20 protein-coding genes are annotated in these 22,297 nt (G+C 56.9%); 5 read left to right on the forward strand and 15 right to left on the reverse strand.

Annotated features, from left to right (window positions below):
• Window positions 1-2: 2 nt before the first annotated feature.
• The gene (gene puuE / locus GYM47_RS13895) at window positions 3-926 is read right to left on the reverse strand and encodes an allantoinase PuuE (protein ID WP_153842531.1); all 924 of its coding nucleotides are present in this window, start codon (window positions 924-926) and stop codon (window positions 3-5) included.
• 263 nt (window positions 927-1,189) lie between these two features.
• On the opposite strand from puuE, the gene GYM47_RS13900 reads away from it, so the two are divergent.
• From GYM47_RS13900 to GYM47_RS13910, 3 genes are all read left to right on the forward strand, one after another.
• Window positions 1,190-1,948, forward strand: a complete 759-nt coding sequence (locus GYM47_RS13900; RefSeq protein WP_139526417.1) for an aspartate/glutamate racemase family protein — start codon at window positions 1,190-1,192, stop codon at window positions 1,946-1,948.
• Between the two features lie 156 nt (window positions 1,949-2,104).
• Window positions 2,105-3,475, forward strand: a complete 1,371-nt coding sequence (locus GYM47_RS13905; RefSeq protein ID WP_153842530.1) for an NCS1 family transporter — start codon at window positions 2,105-2,107, stop codon at window positions 3,473-3,475.
• Window positions 3,476-3,540: 65 nt separating this feature from the next.
• Window positions 3,541-5,013 carry an NCS1 family nucleobase:cation symporter-1 gene (locus GYM47_RS13910; RefSeq protein ID WP_153842529.1) on the forward strand — a complete coding sequence of 491 codons (1,473 nt, stop codon included), beginning with the start codon at window positions 3,541-3,543 and terminating at the stop codon, window positions 5,011-5,013.
• Window positions 5,014-5,168: 155 nt separating this feature from the next.
• On the opposite strand, the gene GYM47_RS13915 is transcribed toward GYM47_RS13910, so the two are convergent.
• From GYM47_RS13915 to uraH, 3 genes are read right to left on the reverse strand one after another with little or no spacing between them, the layout of a single operon-like run.
• On the reverse strand, window positions 5,169-5,885 hold the full coding sequence (locus GYM47_RS13915; RefSeq protein WP_139526414.1) for a GntR family transcriptional regulator: 717 nt from the start codon (window positions 5,883-5,885) through the stop codon (window positions 5,169-5,171).
• 24 nt (window positions 5,886-5,909) lie between these two features.
• The gene (locus tag GYM47_RS13920; protein WP_139526413.1) at window positions 5,910-7,109 is read right to left on the reverse strand and encodes a urate hydroxylase PuuD; all 1,200 of its coding nucleotides are present in this window, start codon (window positions 7,107-7,109) and stop codon (window positions 5,910-5,912) included.
• 11 nt (window positions 7,110-7,120) lie between these two features.
• On the reverse strand, window positions 7,121-7,474 hold the full coding sequence (gene uraH, locus GYM47_RS13925) for a hydroxyisourate hydrolase (RefSeq protein ID WP_153842528.1): 354 nt from the start codon (window positions 7,472-7,474) through the stop codon (window positions 7,121-7,123).
• Window positions 7,475-7,612: 138 nt separating this feature from the next.
• Here uraH and uraD point away from each other — a divergent pair, with 138 nt between their 5' ends.
• Window positions 7,613-8,155, forward strand: coding sequence for a 2-oxo-4-hydroxy-4-carboxy-5-ureidoimidazoline decarboxylase (uraD, locus tag GYM47_RS13930; protein ID WP_139526411.1), 543 nt, complete (start codon window positions 7,613-7,615; stop codon window positions 8,153-8,155).
• 78 nt (window positions 8,156-8,233) lie between these two features.
• Here the strand turns inward: uraD and GYM47_RS13935 are convergent, their stop codons facing one another.
• The 3 genes from GYM47_RS13935 to GYM47_RS13945 all read right to left on the reverse strand — a co-directional run bounded on the left by GYM47_RS13935 (window position 8,234) and on the right by GYM47_RS13945 (window position 10,231).
• On the reverse strand, window positions 8,234-8,590 hold the full coding sequence (locus GYM47_RS13935) for a phasin family protein (RefSeq protein WP_139526410.1): 357 nt from the start codon (window positions 8,588-8,590) through the stop codon (window positions 8,234-8,236).
• A gap of 178 nt (window positions 8,591-8,768) precedes the next feature.
• Entirely contained in the window at window positions 8,769-9,458 is a 690-nt protein-coding gene (locus GYM47_RS13940; protein ID WP_139526409.1) for a glutathione binding-like protein, read from the reverse strand.
• An 80-nt stretch (window positions 9,459-9,538) separates the two neighbouring features.
• A complete protein-coding gene (locus tag GYM47_RS13945) occupies window positions 9,539-10,231 on the reverse strand; it encodes a glutathione S-transferase N-terminal domain-containing protein (RefSeq protein ID WP_139526408.1) in 693 nt (230 codons plus the stop codon).
• Window positions 10,232-10,592: 361 nt separating this feature from the next.
• Between GYM47_RS13945 and GYM47_RS13950 the strand changes: the two genes are divergently transcribed.
• Window positions 10,593-12,284, forward strand: a complete 1,692-nt coding sequence (locus GYM47_RS13950; protein ID WP_139526407.1) for an L-lactate permease — start codon at window positions 10,593-10,595, stop codon at window positions 12,282-12,284.
• A gap of 74 nt (window positions 12,285-12,358) precedes the next feature.
• On the opposite strand, the gene GYM47_RS13955 is transcribed toward GYM47_RS13950, so the two are convergent.
• The 8 genes from GYM47_RS13955 to GYM47_RS13990 form a co-directional block, all read right to left on the reverse strand.
• Window positions 12,359-12,883, reverse strand: a complete 525-nt coding sequence (locus GYM47_RS13955; RefSeq protein WP_153842527.1) for a gamma carbonic anhydrase family protein — start codon at window positions 12,881-12,883, stop codon at window positions 12,359-12,361.
• 28 nt (window positions 12,884-12,911) lie between these two features.
• Complete coding sequence (locus GYM47_RS13960) at window positions 12,912-15,935, reverse strand: FAD-binding and (Fe-S)-binding domain-containing protein (protein ID WP_153842526.1); 3,024 nt, start codon at window positions 15,933-15,935, stop codon at window positions 12,912-12,914.
• Between the two features lie 16 nt (window positions 15,936-15,951).
• A complete protein-coding gene (locus GYM47_RS13965) occupies window positions 15,952-17,175 on the reverse strand; it encodes a pyridoxal-phosphate-dependent aminotransferase family protein (RefSeq protein ID WP_153842525.1) in 1,224 nt (407 codons plus the stop codon).
• 92 nt (window positions 17,176-17,267) lie between these two features.
• Complete coding sequence (locus GYM47_RS13970; RefSeq protein ID WP_153842524.1) at window positions 17,268-18,455, reverse strand: CaiB/BaiF CoA transferase family protein; 1,188 nt, start codon at window positions 18,453-18,455, stop codon at window positions 17,268-17,270.
• Between the two features lie 52 nt (window positions 18,456-18,507).
• Window positions 18,508-19,314 (reverse strand): enoyl-CoA hydratase, encoded by an 807-nt coding sequence (locus GYM47_RS13975; protein WP_153842523.1) that lies wholly within the window; start codon window positions 19,312-19,314, stop codon window positions 18,508-18,510.
• 10 nt (window positions 19,315-19,324) lie between these two features.
• Window positions 19,325-20,608, reverse strand: coding sequence for a TRAP transporter large permease (locus tag GYM47_RS13980; protein WP_176558224.1), 1,284 nt, complete (start codon window positions 20,606-20,608; stop codon window positions 19,325-19,327).
• Window positions 20,609-20,617: 9 nt separating this feature from the next.
• Complete coding sequence (locus GYM47_RS13985) at window positions 20,618-21,178, reverse strand: TRAP transporter small permease (RefSeq protein ID WP_139526401.1); 561 nt, start codon at window positions 21,176-21,178, stop codon at window positions 20,618-20,620.
• 69 nt (window positions 21,179-21,247) lie between these two features.
• Window positions 21,248-22,225 (reverse strand): TRAP transporter substrate-binding protein, encoded by a 978-nt coding sequence (locus tag GYM47_RS13990; protein ID WP_139526400.1) that lies wholly within the window; start codon window positions 22,223-22,225, stop codon window positions 21,248-21,250.
• Window positions 22,226-22,297: the final 72 nt, after the last annotated feature.

Below are 22,297 nucleotides of genomic sequence, written 5' to 3' on the forward strand. Positions count from 1 at the left end.
CGTTATTTAGCGGCTGGGTGATGCTCTGCCCAGTGACGGGCGATATCGACCCGTCGGGCTACCCACACACGGTCGTGGGCTTCGATATGGTCTAAAAAGCGCTGCAGCGCCCGGAAACGCCCAGGGCGGCCCAGCAAACGGCAGTGCATACCAATAGAGAGCATTTTCGGCGAATCCTCCCCTTCGGCATACAGTACATCAAAGGCGTCGCGCAGATAGGTAAAGAAATGATCCGCCGTGTTGAACCCTTGTGGAGCCGCAAAACGCATGTCGTTGGTATCTAAGGTGTAGGGCACGATCAGGTGGTTATGCTCCGCGCCTTGGCTATCGCTCACCGTGGTCCAGAACGGCAGGTCGTCGCCGTAATAGTCGCTGTCGTAAAGAAAGCCACCTTCGTCCAGAATCAAACGGCGCGTATTGGGGCTGTCGCGCCCGGTGTACCAACCTTGGGGCTTTTCACCGTACAAGCGCTGGAAGATCTCCATAGCCTTTTGCAGATGCTCGCGCTCGATATGCTCGGGTACTTCCTGGTAGTGGATCCAGCGGTAGCCGTGGCACGCCACTTCATGGCCCAGCTCTTTGAATGCCTGGGCCACGTCCGGGTGGCGCTCTAGCGCCATGGCCACGCCAAATACGGTGAGCGGCAACCCGCGGCGCTCGAACTCGCGTAGAATACGCCACACGCCAGCGCGGGAGCCGTATTCGTAGATGGACTCCATGCTCAAATGGCGGTCTGGATAGCTGGCTGCACCAATGATCTCGGACAAAAACTGCTCCGAGCCTGCATCGCCATGCAGTACGCAGTTTTCCCCGCCCTCCTCATAATTCAGCACGAATTGAACGGCGATCTTGGCCTTGCCTGGCCAGTTAGCGTGGGGCGGCGTACGGCCATAGCCGATGAGATCGCGAGGGTAATGAGAGGTCATGGACAGGCTCCTTGATAAAGGCAGAGCGTTTTAGTTTGTATACAAAATAGCCATTTTGAATAGTCATCGCAATTCAACGCAGGGCTAATCAATTGAGATGACGGCGCTTTTCGGCTCAATAGCACGCTAACCCTTTGAAACTTGAACACTTGGTCAACTCTTCCAGCGCCTACACGTCGCATGAAAGGGCTTGCGCATCGCAGAAAAGCGCCCTATTTTCGTATACAAGATAGAAAATATTGTTCACATGCGAGTATCACCCCGTGCATATACGCCTGATTAACCCCAACACGACGGCTGCCATGACAGCGACGATTCGGCAAGCGGCCGAACGATTGGCGGCTCCTTCGACCACCGTGAGCGCCACTCAGCCCGACGCGGGACCGGTTTCTATCGAGAGCCATTTCGATGAAGCCGTGAGCGCGGTGGGCGTGGCCGAAGAGGTTTTGAAAGGCGAGCGAGAGGGCAACATCGATGCTTACGTCGTGGCCTGTTTTGGTGATCCCGGCCTACTGGCTGCCCGCGAACTGACCCGCGCGCCGGTGATCGGCATTGCCGAAGCCGCCTTTCATATGGCGACCCTGATTAGCACGCGCTTCTCGATCGTGACCACGCTAGGCCGCACCGGGATTATTGCCGAACACCTGCTCGAGCAGTACGGCTTTAGCCACCACTGCCGCCGCATTCGCGCCGCTGAAATCCCGGTACTGGATTTGGAAGACCACCCTGACGCCGCCTTCAGCCGGATCGTGCAAGAGTGCTGCCGTGCCCGCGATGAAGATGGTATTGGCGCGATCGTGCTGGGCTGTGGCGGGATGGCGAACCTCACCCACGCCATTAGCCGAGAAGTGGGCCTGCCCGTGGTGGAAGGGGTCAGTGCGGCGTTGAAGCTTGCCGAATCGCTGGTGGGGCTGGGCTTATCTACCAGCAAATACGGCGATTTAGACTACCCGCGCCCGAAACCTTTTACCGGCAAGTTTGCGGATTTTTCAAACCTCACCTTGCCACCTACACGCCGTTGAGACATTCCGCATCACACTAACAATAGGCTACACAGCACGACTAAAAAAGATAACAACACAACGACTACCGCCATCAGCACGCCACGCCGCAAGCGTCTCCTGGGCCAGTAGCGCCCAGGTTACCAATAACATCGATAATCTTGCGAGGACGGTAACATGAGCACTTCAACCTCTGCTCTTACCTCAGATGAAGCGCCGGGAGCAACTAGCCCCGCCACCGCCAAAGCCGTTGGGGCCGAAAGCCTAGCTCCGCAAAGCACCCGCATCATGGGGCGCACCTCCTATTTTTTAGCCTGGTTTGGGGGGTGCGTGTCGATTGGCACCTTCGCCATGGGCTCAAGCGTAGTGGGCACGCTCAATCTACTGCAGGCCACCCTGGCGATTGCCATTGGCTGTTTTGTGATTGGCGTGGCGCTCGCCATTAACGGGGCCGCTGGTTATAAATATGGCATTCCGTTCATGGTGCAGGCCCGCAGTGCATTTGGTTTTACCGGCACGCGTATTCCCGGTTTGGTGCGCGCCGTGCCCGCCATCGTCTGGTACGGTTTTCAAAGCTGGATTGGCGCGGGCGCCCTCAACATGGTGTCGGCGACGCTGTTCGGTTTCGATAACCTGATCTTCTATTTCATTGCCTTTCAGTTTTTGCAGATTGGCCTTTCGGTACTCGGCTTTCAGGGCATCAAGTGGCTGGAGAACATTGGCAGCGCCTTCATTCTCTGCTCGCTGATGTACATGTTTTACGCCACGGTGCAGCGTTACGGCGACGAGCTATCCACCAGCCTGCTGACCATGGAAGGCTCTTGGGGGATGCCCTTCTGGAGCGCCACCATGCTATTTTTGGGCATCTACAGCACCATGATGCTCAACGTTAGTGACTACTCCCGGGAGCATAAAAAGGGCACCGGCCCAGGGCTATTGACCACCATTTACGCGATGTCGATTCTACCCTGCACGCTGTTTATGGGCCTAATTGGCTACATGGTGTCGCAAGCTACCGGCACCGCCGACCCTATTCAGGTGTTCGCCAACGCGGTAGATAATACACCGCTACTCATGATCACCCTGCTGTTCATCGCCTTCGCCCAGGTGACCACCAACGTGCTGAACAATGTGGTGCCGCCCACCTACGTGCTGATGGACGTGTTCAAACTCAAGTTCTCCGTTGCCACCGTTATCGTGGGGCTGCTGGCCTTCGCCACCTTCCCTTGGAAACTGGTGCAGCCGGAATCCGCCGCAGGCCTACAGCTCTTCGTGCAAACCTACTCCGCATTCCTTGGCCCCATCTTCGCTATTCTGGTGGTGGACTACTACGTCATTCGACGCCGCACGCTGGATATCGGCAAGCTCTACGATGAAAACGGCCCCTATCAAGGCATTAACCAAGCGGCGTTAATAGCGACAGCGGTAGGGATTATCGCCGCGCTCTCGTTCTCGGCGGTCTCTTGGTACGCCAGCCTAATTCCTGCCGGGCTGACTTACTACCTGCTGATGAAACACTGGCCCGCCTGCCAGCGCTTCACCCAATAATCCGCCCTACCCGCGCCTGTCACCTTCGTGGGGCAGGCGGCCATTCCCGGATAACGAGCCTTGCCATGAATGAACAGCCCAACCAAAGCGATCTCAACATCCAGCAGATCGATCCAACGCTCTATAACGATGACCTCGCCCCGCTAAAGCCAGAGCACCGCACCTGGGGCGCATTCGAGATTTTCAACGTCTGGTCCAACGACATCCAAAGCCTGTTTGGCTATACCCTGGCAGCGTCGCTGTTTCTCTCTTACGGTCTGAACGGCTGGGCCGTGATGGCCGCGATCATTCTGGCCGGGGTGGTCGTCATGTTTCTAGTCAACCTGACCGGCAAACCCAGCGTGAAATATGGCATTCCCTTCCCGGTGATGGTGCGCGCCAGCATGGGCGTGCGTGGTGCCAACCTGCCCGCCATGCTGCGCGCCATCGTGGGGATCTTTTGGTACGGCGTGCAGACCTACTTCGCCTCCACCGCGGTGGCGCTGCTGATTACCGCGCTGTTTGGTGTAGGCAACGGGGGGACTTTCCTCGGCCTTTCCGGAGTGGCGTGGCTTTCGTTCGTGATCGTGTGGCTGTTTCAGATCGCGATTTTTTGGCAGGGCATCGAGCGCATCAAGCACTTCCTGAACTGGGCAGGCCCACTGGTCTATGCGGTGATGGTGGTGTTGATGCTCGTGGTATGGATGCAAGCTGGTAGCGAGCTGCTCCCCGCCATTAGCACCATCTTTAGCGGCAGCGGTGAGCAGGGTGGCCTGGGGGCGTTTCTCGCCATCGTGGGTACGATGGTGGCCTACTTCGCCGCGGTGGTGATCAACTTCGGCGACTTCACCCGTTTTGTGAAAACCGAGCGCCAGATGAAGCTGGGCAACCTGCTGGGCCTGCCGTTAAACGTGGCATTCTTCTCGTTCATTGCGCTGATCATCACCGCGGGCACGCTGGTGCTGTTTGGCGAAGCGCTCACCAACCCGGCGGATATCGTGGAGCGCGTCGATTCGCTGCCGCTGACCATCGTGGCCGCTCTTACCTTCTTTGCCGCCACGGTGGGTATCAACTTGGTCGCCAACTTCATTCCCCCCGCCTACGACCTCGCCAACCTGTTCCCCAGCAAAATCAGCTTCAAAATGGGCGGCTTGATTACCGCCGTGATTGCCTTTTTCGTCGGTGCACTGTGGATCTCGGTGATCAGCCAAATTGGCGTGCCGGGCTTCGTGAATGCGCTGGGCGCTATCGTCGCGCCGTTCTACGGCATCATCGTGGTGGACTACTACCTGATCAAACGCCAGCACCTCAATATGCAGGAGCTATTCTCCTCAGCCACCGGCAGCGCTTACTACTACGTCAACGGCTGGAACACTCGCGCCCTCATCGCCTTTGGCGTGGCGGCGATGTTCTCGCTATCTACCGTATTGGTACCGGCCTTATCCAGCCTGGGCGGCTACGGTTGGCTGATCGGAGCAGGCTTAGGTGGGATATTTTACTACGGGCTAATGAAGCGGTTTGAGGCAGCACCTGTGATGGCTGAGCAGAAAACGCACTAAGCCATGACGTGATGACTCACAGAAAAACGCAGTAACCACTCAACACGCCACAGGATGAGCTTTGGTGGCGTGTTGACGTTAATAGAAAGCCTCAAAAACGCTGCCTAACCGTCATTGCCGTTGAGTTGAGCAGAGCGAGCAGAGCGGCTACGTCGCTAAACGCCAAAAATCTGCTGCAGATCCGGTACGTTTTCCTCCTCTTCGACCATGGAAAGCGACGCCTCGATGGCTTTGAGATGACGGCTCATGAAAGCTTTGGCGCGCTCTCCGTTGCCGGTTTCCAAATAGCCAATCAGGTCGTCATGGTCGTGGGATTCGCAGCCTAGGTGGCCGCGATGCCCGTAGACGGCGAGGATCAGCGAAGAGCGGGAGCAGAGGCGTTCCACGAACTCCGCCAGGGTGGCGTTGCCGGAGAGCTGAGCGAGCCGCACGTGAAAATCCGCCGAGAGGCGAATGGCCACGCTCTGCTGACCGCTGCGCAGGGCTTGGCGCTCTTGGCGAGCCATCTCGCGAAGCTCCGCCGCTGCGGCGGTGTTCATTCGCCTGGCCACATCGGGCATGAGGCCGCATTCGATCAACTGGCGGGCATCAAACACGTCTTTCGCTTCCTCGGCGGTAGGTCGCGTCACGCTAGCCCCACGACGCGGGGTCAAGGTTACGAGCTGCTCCAGCGCCAGCCGCTGGAGAATTTTACGAATCCCCGTGCGGCTAATGCCGAATACCTCCGCGAGCGCATCTTCCCGCAGCCGAGCGCCGGGTTTGAGGCGTTGCTCCACAATGGCATCGCTCACTGCCCGGTAAATCGCTTCGTGGCGCTCGTCGCCCTCTTTCTCGGAGGGCCGCCGTTTTAACGCCGCCTGCGCATCGCTCATAGTGTCTCCTGTCCGCGACTGTGATCACTCCTTCCAGGCCGCAATGATATCGCGCTCTTCGTCACTCATGTTGGTGATATTACCCAATGGCATGTAGCGACTGCCAACGACCTGCTGGATGTGCGCTTTGTGGCCTAGAATATCGTCCCAGCTATCGAAGGCATAGCCTGCTGGCGGCGCGGAGAAACCGGCGTGCTCAGGGTTGCGGGCATGGCACTGGGTGCAGTGTTGCTCAATCAATCCAGAAATCTGTGCTTGTGTGGGCGCACCGCCAGTGCTTTCTGCGGTGCTACTTGGGCTGGGCGCCGCCACCCAGAACGCGAGCAGAATCAGTCCAACGCCCACCGCCGGGTAAGCAGGCTGAATCTTCCCGGCATGCATCAGCACGAAGAACTGACGAATCAACGCACCGGCAAAGATGAACAGCACCATCACTACCCAAGCAAGTTCATGGGCGTAGATAAAGGAGTAGTGATTACTCACCATTAGCAGTACTACGGGGAGCGTGAAGTAGGTGTTGTGCACCGAACGCTGCTTGCCGCGCTTGCCGTCTAGCGGGTTGGGAGCCTCGCCCGCCTTCATGGCTTTCACCATGCGGCGCTGGCCGGGAATGATCCAGAAAAAGACGTTGGCCGACATGGCCGTGGCCATCACCGCGCCGGTGAGTAGAAACGCCGCACGTCCAGTGAACATCTGGGTACTTAGGTAGGCCACCACCACCATCATCACCGCCACGGCAATGCTCAGCAGGCCATCGCGCTCCATGTTGGGACTGATGCGCTTACATAGCTCGTTATAAACCACCCAGCCGCCGAGTAGGAAGCCAAGCGCCAGCAGGTTCGCCTGCCAACCGGTCAGGTTAGCCGCCCAGGCCCAGTTGCTGTCCGGGTTCACCAAGTAAAAACCGGGATTCACCATGTAAAGAATGACGAACAGCGCAAACCCCGATAGCCACGTGGTATAGGCTTTCCAGAACGACCAGTGCAGGTCGTTGGGCAGCTTGGCGGGGGCCGTCGCGTATTTCTGGTTATGATAGAAACCGCCGCCGTGAACGGCCCACATCTCACCAAAGATGCCTTTCTCACGATCTTCAGCGGCTTTGGGAGTGCGCAGGCCGTTATCGAGCATGACGAAGTAAATCGATTCGCCGATCCAGGCAATGGCCGCAATCACGTGCAGCCAGCGCAGCAGCAGGTTGACGAATTCGATGATGTACGCTTGCATGATCTGCCCTCTTAACTACCGCGATAGGTCGAGTAGCCATACGGCGAGAGTAGCAGCGGCACGTGGTAGTGCTGGCTTGCATCGGCTACGCCAAAGCGCAGCGGAATCACGTCTAAAAAGCGTGGCTCGGCGGCTTCGATACCCTGACGGCGTAAATAGTCCCCCGCGTGGAACACTAACTCATACTCACCGGGCGTGAGCGCATCGCCTTCTAACAGGGGCACATCACAACGGCCATCGCTGTTGGTGACGGTGGAGCCTAAGTGCTCGCGGTGGCCGCTCGCTAGCCGAAAGACTTCAATGGTAATGCCTTGGCCGGGCTGCCCTTTGGCGGTATCCAGCACGTGGGTAGTTAAGCGTCCCATCGTCACTCCTTACATTGGCGAGGTTGTTGGCGTTATGAATAGACGTTATGAGTAGGGTTTGACCTATTGGTCAAAGAGTACCGTCGATGCTATTTATTGTATACAGCATTTCCCTTTTCGCACGCCTGGAGAATTTTTGTGTCAACCGCCACCTCACTCACGTTATTCCCTCTTCCCAGCCAATCCAACTTGGAAACGTTCATTGCCCACTATGGTGATGTGTATGAGCACTCCCCCTGGGTGGCGGAAGCCGCTTGGCAACACGGCTTACGCCAAGAGCATGATGCCCCTGATGCACTGGCCGAATTGATGGGCTTGATGCTTCGACAAGCTACTCCTGAGCAGCAGATTGACGTCATTCGCGCCCACCCCGATCTAGCGGGCAAGGCAGCGTTGGCGGGCGAGTTGACCCACGACTCCACCAGCGAGCAGGCCGGCGCAGGGCTCGACCAGTGCTCGCCCGAGGAATTTACTCGCTTCGAACAGCTGAACGCCGCTTATAAAGAGAAATTCGGCTTTCCGTTCGTGATTGCGGTGAAAGGTCTGGATCGCTACGACATCCTTGCGGCGTTTGAAGAGCGTTTGGATAACGGCTTGGCCCAGGAGCGTGAAACCGCGATTCAACAAATTATTCGCATCGCGCGCTTCCGTCTTCGAGCCCGTGCTGACGAGGCATCCTAGTCATCTTTCCTCCATCCCAAAAAAATGCCGCACCCAGAATCGGTTCTGGGCGCGGCATCTTTGCCATCAGACGGTTGCTTACTGCTTGGCAGTCTCTACCGCTTTCTTGGTGGTTTCTTCGGCCATTTTCTGGCTGTCTTGCATGAAGCTCTGGCTAATGGAGGTGACTTTTTCAGAGTCGCCTTTCATGCGCTCCATTAGATCGGTAGCGGTTTTTTGCTGGCTCTCCATCGCTTTTTTGAAGCTGTCCGCGTCTTTCACGTCTAACCATGTACGCGCTTGGGCGATGGTCATGTCGGAGTAGGCACGGGCTGCATCCATCTGAGCGCCCACTAGCTGCTCGTAGTAGTTCAGCGCAGCGAGCGTGTAAGAACGCATCGGGGACACGAAAACAGAGTCGAACTGTTGGCTGGTTTTTTCTGCGGCCTTGTTCATCACGTAATCTCCTTGAGTGAGATAGTGGTTCGGCCTGCATTGACGCAGGTCGTAAGAGGGGCGTTTGCCTTTGCTACCCACAAAGCTAGCAGCGCTTTTTGTGCAGCGCAACATGATTTTTGGTCATACTGCGCTTGCTCATCTGTCGTTCTCTCGGACGCTCGAAAAGGCCGTTTGATTAACGATTTCCAAACAGGTGCTTACGAGCTTCAGCATCCATCGTCACGCCTGACTCGGGGTTCACATCTTCCACTAAGGCATAGGCTTTACGCACGGCGGGGCGTTGCGAGACGTCGTCGAACCAGCGTTCAAGATCGGGAAACTCCTCAAGCGTTTGGCGCTGCTTCTCCCAGGGAACGATCCAGGGATAAATCGCCATATCGGCAATGGAGTAGCGGTCACCGCCAACAAAATGCTGCTGGGAAAGCCGCTGATCCAGCACGCTATAAAGACGATTGGTCTCACGCACGTAACGCTCGATGGCGTACTCGATTTTTTGCGGCGCGTAGTGGCAGAAGTGGTGATTCTGCCCCGCCATGGGACCCAGTCCGCCCATTTGCCAATGCAGCCACTGCAGCACCACGTAACGTTCGCGCCCTTCTGTCGGTAGAAACTGGCCCGTCTTGTCGGCGAGATACTCCAAAATAGCGCCAGATTCGAATAGCGCCATGGGTTGGCCGCCATCTTTCGGGGCATGGTCCACGATGGCTGGGATACGGTTATTCGGCGCAATGGTCAAAAATTCAGGGTCAAATTGCTCCCCCCGACCAATATTGATCGGCTTGACGCGATACGCCAGTTTGGTCTCTTCGAGCATGATGGAGATTTTGTGGCCGTTCGGGGTTGTCCAGTAGTACAGGTCGATCATCGCCATCTCCTTTCACACCAACGACCTAGGTCGTTGGTGTTGCCTGTGGGTCGTCTGACGGCTTATGGCCGTCTCAACGATTATAGATCACGAACAGTGACGGCCTTGCCTGCCACTGAATCGTGCACCTCTAGCATACGCTTGAACCAAGCCGCGACAGGGTCTTTTTCATCCACTAGTGTTTCGGTTGAAACGGTGTAGGCCCACATCATGCTGCCAAACAGCAAATAATCGGCACCGCTTGGGGTATCGCCATCTAAAAACGGGCTCTCTTTCAACTGAGCATTCACCGGTACCAGCGCTTGCTTCAACAGGTGTCGCCCCTGCTCAGGATCGTTGACGGCCTCTAAAGTAGCTCCAAAGCGCGCCTCACGTGTTTTACGAAAGTAATCACGATCCTCAGGATGAATCGCGGCTAACAGATCTAACGCAACGATCTTGAATAGCGCAGGAGTAATGCTCCGCTCTACCGACTGCTTGAACAGCATCAAGCGCTGCAGACTCATCCCTTCACCCACCACGGGGGCATCTGGGTAAGCGCGGTCTAAGTAGCGCATGATGTCAAAGCTATCGGTGACCACGTTGTCACCATCCGTCAGCACGGGCACTTTGTCGTAATCGGCAAACGCGAGCGCCTCTTTTTCCTGAAAGCGCCAAGCCACGGTGGTGACCTCCAAGCCTTTGTGGGCCAGCGTCATACGTACACGCCAACAATAGGGAGAAAAACGCAGGCGTTCGTCACGGCCGCACAGGTCATAAAGGGTGATTGCCATCGAGTCATACTCCTTTTGTCATTGGGGGGCATCGCCACTACAGTGAGTCTAAGTGATCGACAGCGCAAGCGGCGCGTTTGGCGATGTTGGTGCAAGCGCTTCACACTGTCTATTAGTCTAATGAGGCCCACCTAGCTAGCATGCTAACGCAAACTTTAAAGCTCCATAAAAACAACATCTTATTTTAAAACGACCGCTTGGTTCCCATGCTATCTTGCGCCTATTTACTGGTAAGACCAATTTTCCAATGTAGTCATTCAGCCTGCCTGACCGTATCTTTCACGCTGACCCAACTATCATTGCAATGACGAGTTGGCTTTCGCGGAGCATACCAAATCAATAACAAGGGGCCGTTCCTCCCATGAATGAATCTATACTCGCTCTTCTGGCGTTTCTGCCGCTGTTGCTAGCCGGAATATTGCTCATAGGCTTTAAGATTCCGGCCAAAATAGCGATGCCAATTGTCTTCCTCACGGCAGCCATCATTGGTCTGACCGCCTGGGATATGTCGTTTAGCCGCGTGGCGGCATCCACGGTACAGGGTCTTATCCAAACCGCTGGTCTATTGTGGATTATCTTCGGCGCCATCTTGCTGCTCAACACGCTCAAGCACTCGGGAGGCATTACCGCGATCCGTAACGGCTTCTCGGGCATCAGCCCTGACCGCCGCGTACAGGCGTTGATCGTTGCTTGGCTGTTTGGTTGCTTCATCGAAGGCGCCTCCGGTTTCGGCACACCGGCGGCTGTCGCCGCTCCGCTGATGGTAGCGCTGGGCTTCCCGGCGCTAGCCGCGGTGGTCGTGGGCATGATGATTCAATCCACGCCGGTATCGTTTGGCGCTGTGGGCACGCCAATCGTCGTGGGTGTCGGCAGCGGCTTGAACCGTGCTGACATTACTGCTCAGCTGGAAGCGAACGGCTCCACCTGGGACGTGTTTTTTCAACAGGTGACCAGTTCGGTGGCGATCACCCACGGTATCGTGGGTATTTTGATGCCGCTAATCCTCGTGCTGGTAATGGTGCGCTTCTTCGGTGCCAACCGCTCTTGGAAAGAGGGGCTCTCGATTGCACCGTTTGCCATCTTCACGGGTGTCTCTTTCGTGGTGCCCTACATGCTAGTAGGCGTACTGCTTGGCCCGGAGTTCCCCTCCATGATTGGGGCAATGGTGGGCTTGGCCATCGTGGTGCCTGCTGCTCGTAAAGGCTTCCTGCTGCCCAAAGAGACCTGGGACTTCCCTGAATCGACCTCGTGGCCTGATGAGTGGATCGGTAATCTGCAAATCAAGCTCGACGATGTGGCCGGTAAAGCCCCGATGTCCACCTTCAAAGGCTGGGTACCCTATGTACTGCTAGCACTGTTCCTGGTGGCCTCTCGTACCATCGAGCCACTGCGGGCGGCGTTGACCTCGGTTAACCTGAACTGGGCCAACATCTTTGGCGAAGCAGGCGTGAGCGGTGGCGTTCAACCACTTTATCTGCCGGGCGGCATCATCCTAGCCGTCGTATTCATCACTTACTTCCTGCATAAGATGAACCCTCGCCAGATGAGCGCAGCAGTCTCCGAGTCCACCAAGACCATTTTCGGAGCTGGTTTCGTACTGATCTTTACCGTGCCGATGGTGCGGATTCTGATCAACTCTGGTGTTAACGGTGCCGACTTAGTCTCGATGCCGGTCATGATGGCGCAAGCGGTGGCTAACGGTGTGGGCGGTATCTACCCGTTCTTTGCGCCTGCCGTCGGGGCAATGGGGGCTTTCATTGCGGGCTCCAATACGGTGTCTAACCTCATGCTGGCAGAATTCCAATTCAGCATCGCTGAAACACTGGGACTATCAACGGCCATGATGGTGGCACTGCAAGCCGTTGGTGCTGCGGCAGGTAACATGATCGCTATTCACAACGTGGTGGCAGCATCAGCGACCGTTGGTCTCTTGGGACGCGAAGGTACCACCATTCGTAAAACGATCATTCCGACCATCTACTACCTGGTATTCACCGGCGTTATCGCGATGATTGCGTTTTATGTTTTAGGGGTGACAGATCCGTTGATGTAGTCCTCTTCTCAACCCCGTAAAACGATTTACCCCCAGGCATTGCCTGGGGGTAAATTTTTTACGACTTACTCACCTCAACCAATCCGCTTCAGAGTCGTTGCATGCTGCTGGCCTCGAATCACATAGCTTTGCGCATTGAGCTTCAGTGCCTCCACCGCCTCCGCCGTCAGCTCTCTGACCACTTTGGCGGGTGAGCCGACGATCAACGAGTTTGGCGGAAATACCGCCCCTTCCTTGATGAAGGCCCCCGCGCCTACCAAGCTGTTCTCGCCAATCACGGCGCCGTTGAGCACTACCGCCTGAATGCCGATCAAACAGCCATCCCCTACGGTACAGCCATGCAGCATCGCCTGGTGCCCGACGGTCACCCCCTTTCCCACCTTCAGCGGGTAGCCGGGGTCCGCGTGCAGCACGGCGCCATCTTGAATGTTGCTCTCTTCACCGATGTCCAGATGGTCGCTGTCGCCGCGCAGTACGGCTTGATACCACACGCTGGCGCGAGCCTTCAGGGTAACCTGACCGATAACGTCCGCCGTGTCGGCAATGTATACGTCTTCATGAATAGCGGGCTGATGCTCGCCAAATTGATAGATGGCCACGTAACGCTCCTTTTGTTGGTTGTCGCTATCAGGCTAGCGCTTGCGCCAGCAGGCGAGCAACGTGAATCGCTTGGCGTCCGCTGCCATCCTGAATTTGATGGCGACAGCTGGTGCCATCGGCCACCAACACCGCCTGCTCATTCGCGCTTCGCACGGCAGGCAACAGCGTCAGCTCTGCCATTTTCATCGAGGCTTCGTAGTGTTCGGCTTCGTAGCCAAAACTGCCTGCCATGCCGCAGCAGGACGACTCGATCGTCTCGACCGCCACGCCAGGAATCCAGCTCACCACTTGTTCTACCGGACGCAACGCATCAAACGCTTTCTGGTGGCAGTGGCCATGCAGCATCACGCGCTGGCCTTCCATGGGCTTGAGCGTTAACGACAGCGCTCCTGTCGAGTGAGCATGTAGCAAAAACTCCTCAAACAGATAGGCAGCTTCCGACAATGCCTGCGCCTGTTCGCCAAAGCCATACTGCAAGAATTCATCACGCATGCTGAGCAAACACGAGGGCTCCAACCCCACCACGGCCACGCCACGCTCCACGAACGGCATCAGGAAATCCAGCGTGCGCTGTGCCTCGGCCTTGGCTTTCTCGAACTGGCCCGAAGAGAGGTAGGTGCGGCCACAGCAGAGCGGCCGCTGACCTTGGGTCACGTTAAGATGAACCTGATAACCAGCGGCCTCCAGCACTCGCTTGGCGGCGGAGGCATTGTCGGCCTCCATATAGTTATTGAAGGTATCCACAAACAGCAGGACTTCTTTCTCTGCAATTGGCCTCTCTGCAATTGGCCTCTTAGCGATTGACGAAGAGGCCGCCGTCGCCAGGAAGTTGCCGTTAAACGCGGGGAGCGCTCTTTGCGGGGCGAGCTTGAGCGCCTGCTTGATGCGCTTCGCCAGCCAGGGAGCCCGTTCGATACCGTTCACCAAACCTGAGAACCGGCTAGCCCAAGGGGCGTAACGGGGCATTTCGCCAACCATGCGATCACGCAACGTGAGGCCTTTGGCGCGCACCCGGGCCGCCCGCGCTTCGATCTTGAACTTGGCCATATCAACGCCCGTGGGGCAGTCGCGTTTGCAGCCTTTACAAGAAACGCATAGGTCCAGCGCTTCTTTCACCTCATCGCTGGCGAGTCCTTCATCCCCCAACTGCCCCGAGAGCACCTGTCGAAGCGTGTTTGCTCTACCTCGGGTCAGGTGCTGCTCCTCTTTGGTGATGCGGTAGCTTGGGCACATGGTGCCTGCATCGAACTTGCGACAGTGGCCGTTGTTGTTGCACATCTCGACCGCCATGGCCAAGCCATGGGTCGTGTCTCCGGCACTGCCAGGAGGCGTTTGCTCACCCGTGAGCGGATCTCGCTTCACGTTCCAGGAGGACCAATCGAATACCGGTGTCATCGGAATACGCTGATAGGTGGACGGAAAACGGAAGTAGCGCTCGTCATCCATTTTCGGGGTATCGACGATTTTTCCAGGATTGAGCAGGTTCTGCGGATCAAAGAGCTGTTTCACTTCGCGGAAAGCGTCATTGATGGTCTCGCCAAACTGCCAAGCAACCCACTCGCCACGGCAAATACCGTCGCCGTGCTCACCCGAGTACGCGCCCTTGTACTCACGTACCAGCGCAGAGGCCAGCTCTGCGATTTCACGCATTTTTTGCGCCCCGTCGCGGCGCATGTCCAGAATGGGGCGAACGTGTAGCGTGCCGACCCCCGCATGGGCGTACCAGGTGCCCTCTGTGCCATAGCGATTGAATACCTCGGTGAGCTTTGCGGTGTACTCGGCAAGGTGCTCGAGAGGAACGGCGCAATCTTCGATGAAGGAGACCGGCTTACCATCGCCTTTCATGCTCATCATGATATTGAGCCCAGCCTTGCGCACGTTCCACAGCGCTTTCTGCTCGGCCGCCTCCGGCATATTCACCACGCTGCCGGGCAGTCCTAAATCACTCATCAACTCATTCAAGCGGCGTAACGCTTCAAGCTGGGCATCTCGGTCTTGCCCGGCAAACTCCACCAGCAAAATGGCTTCCGGCTTGCCGATCAGCGCTTTTTCGATCACCGGCCTGAACGCCGGATTCTCAAGCGAGAGCTCGATCATCGTGCGGTCGACGAGTTCGACTGCCATCGGCCCCAGCTTGACGATATGCTGGGTAAAATCCATGGCTTGATAGAACGTGGGGAAGTTGACGACCCCCAGCACTTTTTGTTCGGGGAGCGGCGACAGCTTCAGCTTGATACGGCGGCTTACCCCGAGCGTCCCTTCAGAGCCGATAAGCAAGTGCGCTAAATTCGCCCGCCCATTCGGGTCATAGGGGATAGGGTTTTGGCAGTCGAACAGGTCGAGGTTATAGCCCCCCACGCGACGCAACACTTTGGGAAAGTGGTCGCGAATATCATGGCCGACCCGCTCGGCAATGGCTTTTACCTGCTGGGCAAGTTGGTGTTCTCTTGTGCCCTCAGCGAACCCATCTACAAAGCTGAAATTCACGTCGCATCCATCGGCCAGCGTGGCTTCGATGCCCTCGACGTTGTGCACCATGTTGCCGTAGTAAATAGAGCGCGACCCGCAGGAGTTGTTGCCTGCCATGCCGCCAATGGTGCACTGGGCACTGGTGGAGACATCCACCGGATACCATAGCCCATGGGGCTTGAGCCAAGCATTGAGATGATCCAGCACCATGCCTGGCTCCACCACCACGGTGCGTGCGTCGGGGTCGAACTCCACCACTTGGTTCAGCCAGCGCGTGGTATCGATGACCAATGCCTCACCCACGGTTTGACCACACTGGCTGGTGCCTGCCCCACGTGCCAACACCGGCACGTGGGCGTCACGGGCAATGTCCAGGGCAATTTTCAAATCTTCCTGATGGCGTGGGAGTATCACGCCCACGGGGGTTACCTGATAAATGGATGCGTCAGTGGCATAACGCCCCCGAGTCGCCTGATCAAATAAGACATCGCCTGTGAGCTCTCGTGAAAGCCGTTCAGCCAGACCGCTGATCGGCTTGATCTTGGCATCTCTAGGCGCAGGTTGGCTGGTCAGTGACGTCATGACACTTCTCCCCTTTTTAACGCGCCTGATGGTCGCTTGACGCTTGCAACGGGTTTGCCGCGAAGTACTCCAACGCTGCCAAGACACCGCTGCCGCGCAGTGAAACGCCTGCCAGCTTCATGCCCGCTTCGCAGCCGCCCAGCGTGGCAATCAGGGTCAAGTCGTTGCAATCCCCCAGGTGCCCGATCCGGAACATCTTGCCTTTCGCCTTGCCAAGGCCCATTCCCAGCGACAGGTCAAAACGCTCATAGATGATCTTGCGCACGGCATCCGCATCCACGCCTTCCGGCATCACCACCCCGGTGAGTACCGGGGAGTACAGCGCGGGGTCCTGGCACTGAATCTCCAAGCCCCACGCTTGTACCGCCGCACGCACCCCTGCCGCCCAGCGCTGGTGGCGGGCCAGTACCTGTGGCATACCCTCATCCAGCAGCATGTCGAGCGCCTCGTTAAGGCCGTACAGCAAGTTGGTGCTGGGGGTATAGGGCCAATAGCCGTTCTGGTTGGCTTCCAGGATTTCATCCCAGGCCCAGAAACTCTTGGGCAGCTTGGCCTGTTTGCTCACCTTGATCGCTTTGGGTGAGAGCGCATTGAAGCTGATGCCCGGTGGCAGCATCAGGCCCTTTTGTGAGCCGGACACCGTGACATCCACGCCCCACTCATCGTGGCGGTAATCGGCACTGGCCAACCCGGAAATGGTATCCACAATCAATAAGGCCGGATGATTGGCCTCATCGATGGCGCGACGAACCTCAGCGATGTCACTGGTGACCCCCGTGGAAGTTTCGTTGTGCACCACACAGACCGCTTTGATCTCGTGGTCAGGGTCGTCTTTTAGCCGCTCTTTGATCATCTCGGCCTGCACGCCTTGGCGCCAGCCTTCATACCCCGGCAGACCAATGAATTCCGGCGTTAGATCCAGACGCAGCGCCATCTTGTGCCACAGCGTAGCGAAGTGGCCTGTTTCGAACATCAGCACCCGGTCGCCAGGCGACATGGTGTTGGCAAGCGCCGCCTCCCATGCGCCCGTGCCTGAGGCGGGGTAGATCACTACCGGGTGCTCGGTCTTGAATACCTGCTTGGTCTTGGCCAGCAGTTCGCGGCCCAGCGCGCCGAACTCTGGCCCGCGGTGATCGATCGTTGGCAGGCTCATGGCGCGCAGGATGCGGTCGGGCACCGGCGATGGGCCAGGAATCTGCAGAAAATGACGACCGGAGGGGTGAAAATCGAGTTTCAACATGATGTCGCTTCCTATTGTTGTTTTGAGGCGGTTGTCGCGAAACAGCACGGCACAAAATTGGATAATGAATTCAAACTGTATTTTTAAAAAAACTACTTTATGCACCCTTCGGCACGCAGTGTGTCACGCTCTTCATCCGACAGGCCCAATTGCTCGAGCACCTCGTCGGTATGCTGAGCAAAGAGCGGTGCTGAAGAGCGGATCTGAGCAGGTGTGCGTGAGAACTTGCTGGGAAAGCCGATGGTTTTCATTTTGCCGATCACCGGATGGTCCATCTCCTCCACCATGCCACGGGCCAAGTAGTGCTCATCCTGCATGGCCTGGGCAAAGTCATTGATGGGGCCTGCCGGTACGCCTGCGGTATCGCAGAGTGTCAGCCACTCATCGACGGTCTGGTGGGCCATCAGCTCTTCGAGCAGCGCCTCCAGTTCATCCACATGCTGGCCACGGTCATAGTTGGTCAGAAAGCGGGGGTCTTCCATCAGTGCGGGACGTTTCAATACATCGCCGCAAAACCGCTCCCAGGTTCGTTGGTTGGCGCAGCCCAGCATCAAATAACCATCCTTGGCCTTCACCGCCTGATAAGGCGCAGACACCCGATGGCGCCAGCCAGTGGGGCCAGGCACGGTGCCTTCAGAGAAGTAAGCCGCCGCTTCCCAGGTAAACCAGGGCAACCCGCATTCGGTAATGGCGATATCGATATGCTGCCCTTCCCCCGTCTTCATCTTGTGGATGTGGGCGGCCAAAATCGAATAGACCGCCGTGATGCCACCGCCAATGTCGTAGACCGCGATACCGGTTTTTAGCGGGCGCCGCCCGGCTTCGCCGGTCATCGACATCAGCCCGGTCATTCCCTGCGCCACCAGATCGAATCCGCCTCTGTGGCTGTAGGGCCCGGTTTGGCCATACCCCGAAATGGAGCAGTAAACGATACCTGGGTTGATGGCTTTGATGGTGTCGTAGTCGATCGACAGTGACTGGGTGACCCCCGGCCGATAGTTCTCGACGATGACATCCGCATCGGCTGCCAGTCGATAAAAGATCTGGCGGGCACGCTCGTCTTTCAGGTTGAGTGAAATGCTTTTCTTGTTGCGGTTGATTTGCGAAAAGCAGGTCGACTCGCCGTTCACGTATGGCCCCATCTGACGGCTGTCATCACCGCCATTGAGTTTCTCTACCTTGATGACCTCGGCCCCCATATCCGCTAGCACCATGGTGCAGTAAGGGCCAGCCATGATTTGTGACACATCGAGGACTTTTATATCTTGTAAAGGAAGCATGCGCTTTCCTCCTCAAGCCTGTGATAGGCATCTACTGAGCAGAGCGGCAGCCTTACTGGCCGCGCCACTCAAAAGGCGTTTTATTGACGAATTTGTTCACCGCTGCCGAGAAATCCTGGCTCAGGTAGCAAGTGGCCACCCAATCGTCGCTGGCATCGGCCGGGAGCCGCCGCTGGGCCTGCACGCGATTGATCAGCGCCTTGCTGGCCTGCAGGGTCAGGGGTGCATATTTGGCAAATTCGGCGGCAATGGTGGCGACTTCGGCGTAGATATCCGCCCCATCGAACAGCTGATTGACCAAACCCGCGCCCAGCGCCTCTTCTGCCGTCACCAGTTTCGCCATCATCAACACTTCTTTCGTGCGCGGGATACCGACCATATCCACCAGCCGAGACACGTTGGTAATGGAGAGCGTGTTGCCCAGCGTCTTGGCAATGGGCACGCCAAATTTCAGCGTGTCGGTGGCATAGCGAAAATCACATACCAGCGCCAACGCCGCGCCGCCGCCTACACAGGCCCCATCGATCAGCGCCAGCGTGGGTTTCGGAAAGGTTTCCAGCTTTCCCACCACGCGGTCGATGCGCCGCTCGTAGCCAATGGCATCCTCCGCTTCCGCAAAATGTGCAAACTGGGTGATGTCGGTACCCGCCACGAAGGCGTCTCCGCCGACACCGTGAAGCACCAGAGCGTGGATATCGGTATCGTCGGCTAACGTGTCGCAGTAGTACTCCAAGGCGTTGTACATTTCCCACGTCATGGCATTGCGGCTTTGCGGACGGTTGAACCCTAACCAGGCCACACCGTCTTTCACCTCGAAGCGCACACTCTCAGTGGTGGGTGCTTGTCGTTGCTGTGTCATGGAGCACCCCTTATCCGTAGATGAAGTTGACCAATGCCAGGGCAAAGGCAGGAATGTAGGTATTGATCATCAAAATCGTGAACAGTACGGCAATGAACCAGAGATTGGTTCTGGACGTGGCCCAGATGTCTGATTTCGCAATGGAGCAGGAGGCAATCAATACGCTGGCAACCGGCGGGGTCTGCTGCCCAATGGCCAGGTTCAGCGTGACGATCAGACCGAAGTGCAGCGGGTCGATACCCACTTCCAGTACCAGCGGCAGCACGATAGGGACGACCAGAATGATGGCGGCTGCCGAGTGCAGGAACACACCGAGAATCAGGAAGATGATGTTCAGCAGTGCCAGGATCACATACTTGTTGCTGGTCAGGTCGCTGATTTGCAAAGCAATGGCCTGAGGAATACGGGTTTCGGTCAGATACCCGCCCACCACCGCAGACGCCGCCACGAGCAGCATGACGACGGCAGTTTGCACACCAGCGCTTTTGCACGAGTCGATGAAGTTCTTGAGGGTAAACTCGCGATAGACCACCGCACTGATGAAGATGGCGACACACACTGCCAGCGCAGCACCCTCCGTCGCCGTCACGAAGCCGCCGAAAATCCCACCCAGAATGATGACCGGAATCAACAGCGCCCAAACGGCCTCTTTCAGTGCCTTCCAGAGTTGCGACACCCGGAAACGACCTTCAGAGGGGAAGTTGTACTTACGCGCCAGGTAGTAGCACATGGCCGCCAAGCCCATCGCCCCCAGCAGGCCAGGAAAGATACCGGCCACGAACATCTGAACGACCGACTCCCCCGACATGACCGCGTACAGAATCATGGGTATGGAAGGCGGAAGGATAATTGCCAGACTGGCCGCCGAAGAGGAAATCGAGGCGGCAAACTCTTTGGAGTACCCCTTCTTGCGCATGGCAGGAATCAAGATACTGCCAATCGCCGACACGCCCGCCACCGATGACCCGGAAATTTCGGCAAAGAACACCGACGCACCGATGGTCACCATCGACAGGCCACCCTTGATGAACCCCACCATGGCCATGGCCAGATCGATCAAGCGTCGCGAGATGCTGGAGGCGTTCATGATGGCACCTGCCAGAATGAACAGCGGGATGGCAATCAACGGAAAGTTGGTTGCCCCCTCGAACATCGTCATACCCACCGTCGGCATCGCCATGCTGCCGTAGGTAATGAAGGTGGCGATCGTCCCCACCAATGCCAGAGCGACCGCCACCGGCACATTGATCAAGATCAGCGCAATCAGTGCAATGAAGATATAGAGAATGATCATGATGGTTACTTATCCTCGCGGCTGGGTGCTAACGGCTTCAATGTCGTCGGCATCGATACCGGCCTCTTCAAGCTCGTGGTCGATGAAGCCTTTTCCGCGGGCACTTCTCACTATGTCGGGTAGCCGTAGCAGCTCCGCGATGATGAACAGCACCGATGCAATGGGAATGGCCGACTGCACCACTTGCATGGAAATAGCCGGCAGACTCACCATGTTCATGCCGTCGAGAATCAGCATGACTTGATAGCTCGCCAGCCCCAGAAATATGAAAAAACCAATGGTGATCGCTTCGGCGAGTAATGCGACTGGCACACGAATGGAGGGCGGACACATATTCAGTACACTAGGACATGTAATGTGAGCCCCTTTAGCGGCCGCCAAAGCCGCCCCGTAATACGTTACCCAAGCCAATAGAACGGCCGCCAATTCGTCATACCAACTCAACGGAGAACCTAAATAGCGAGAAACGAAGCCAATGGTGACCACCCCCGCTAACGCAATCACCAACACCACAACGATACCTTCAAGAAATGCAAAGTAAGCATTCTTGAATTTGGTATAAGCGCTCATTGAAACCTCCTTTAGGAAGAGACGCCCACCTCCAAAGAGGTGGAACGCCGCTTCGAGATGATGGCTTGGTTATTCGCGCAGGGCAGCGACGGCATCCAGCATTTCCTGGCCGCCTTCGACATCATTGGCAAAGGTGTCATAAATGGACTGAGAGGCGGCCACGAAGGCATCGAAGTCTACTTCGTTCACTTCCATTCCCGCATCACGCATCAGAACCAACGTCTCATCATCCAGACGCTGCCCCTCTTCCAGAGCAAAGTCTTCGAGTTCAAGAGCGACTTCCTGCAGCACGTTACGGACATCGTCAGGTAGGCGATTCCAACTGGCACCGGCGGTTAAATAGGCGGGGGTATAAACGTGATTGGAAATAGAGAGATAGTCTTGCACTTCGTGAAAACGCGAGGAGTAGGTTTGAATCAGCGGGTTCTCTTGACCATCCATGGCTCCTGTCTGCAGGGCCACGAATACTTCGGAGAGCGACATGGGAGAAGGCGCGGCACCATAGCTGCGGAACATCTCTATCCGCCAAACACCGCTCGGGGTGCGTAATTTGATGCCGCCAAGATCTTCAGGAGTGGTAATAGGGCGTACGTTATTGGTGATTTGGCGGAAGCCATTTTCCCACACGGCAATAATGTTAAAGCCCTTGGCTTGGGCCGCCTCATAGAGCGGGCCACGGACGACTTCATCGCGAACGCGTTTCATGTGCTCGCGATCCTCAATCAGATAAGGCATTTCAAACAGTGCAAACTGCTCGGCTTCTGAGCTCATGACCGTTGAGGGAATCGCAAGATCGAGCGAACCAAGACGCAGACGACGCATCATGGACTCGTCGCTACCTAACTGGCTATTGCCATAGACATTCACTTCGGCAGCGCCGTCCAAGCGTTCATTGGCCAGCTCAGCAAAGCGGTTAGCAGTAATTTCAAACAGCGAGCCAGGCCCACCGACGTGGCCAAGCCTCACCTCGAGGTTAGCGCTGGCAACCGATGCGTGTAGCCCGAAGGTAACGGCAGCTGCCGCTAGCGCAGTCTTGATAAATTTCATGGGGTACTCCAAGTGAACCGTTGTTGTTGTTGGGTCTTCACCATTTCAATTTGAATTCAAAATTCAAAATTA

Source organism: Vreelandella piezotolerans, from assembly GCF_012427705.1.
Taxonomy (GTDB): Bacteria; Pseudomonadota; Gammaproteobacteria; order Pseudomonadales; family Halomonadaceae; genus Vreelandella; species Vreelandella piezotolerans.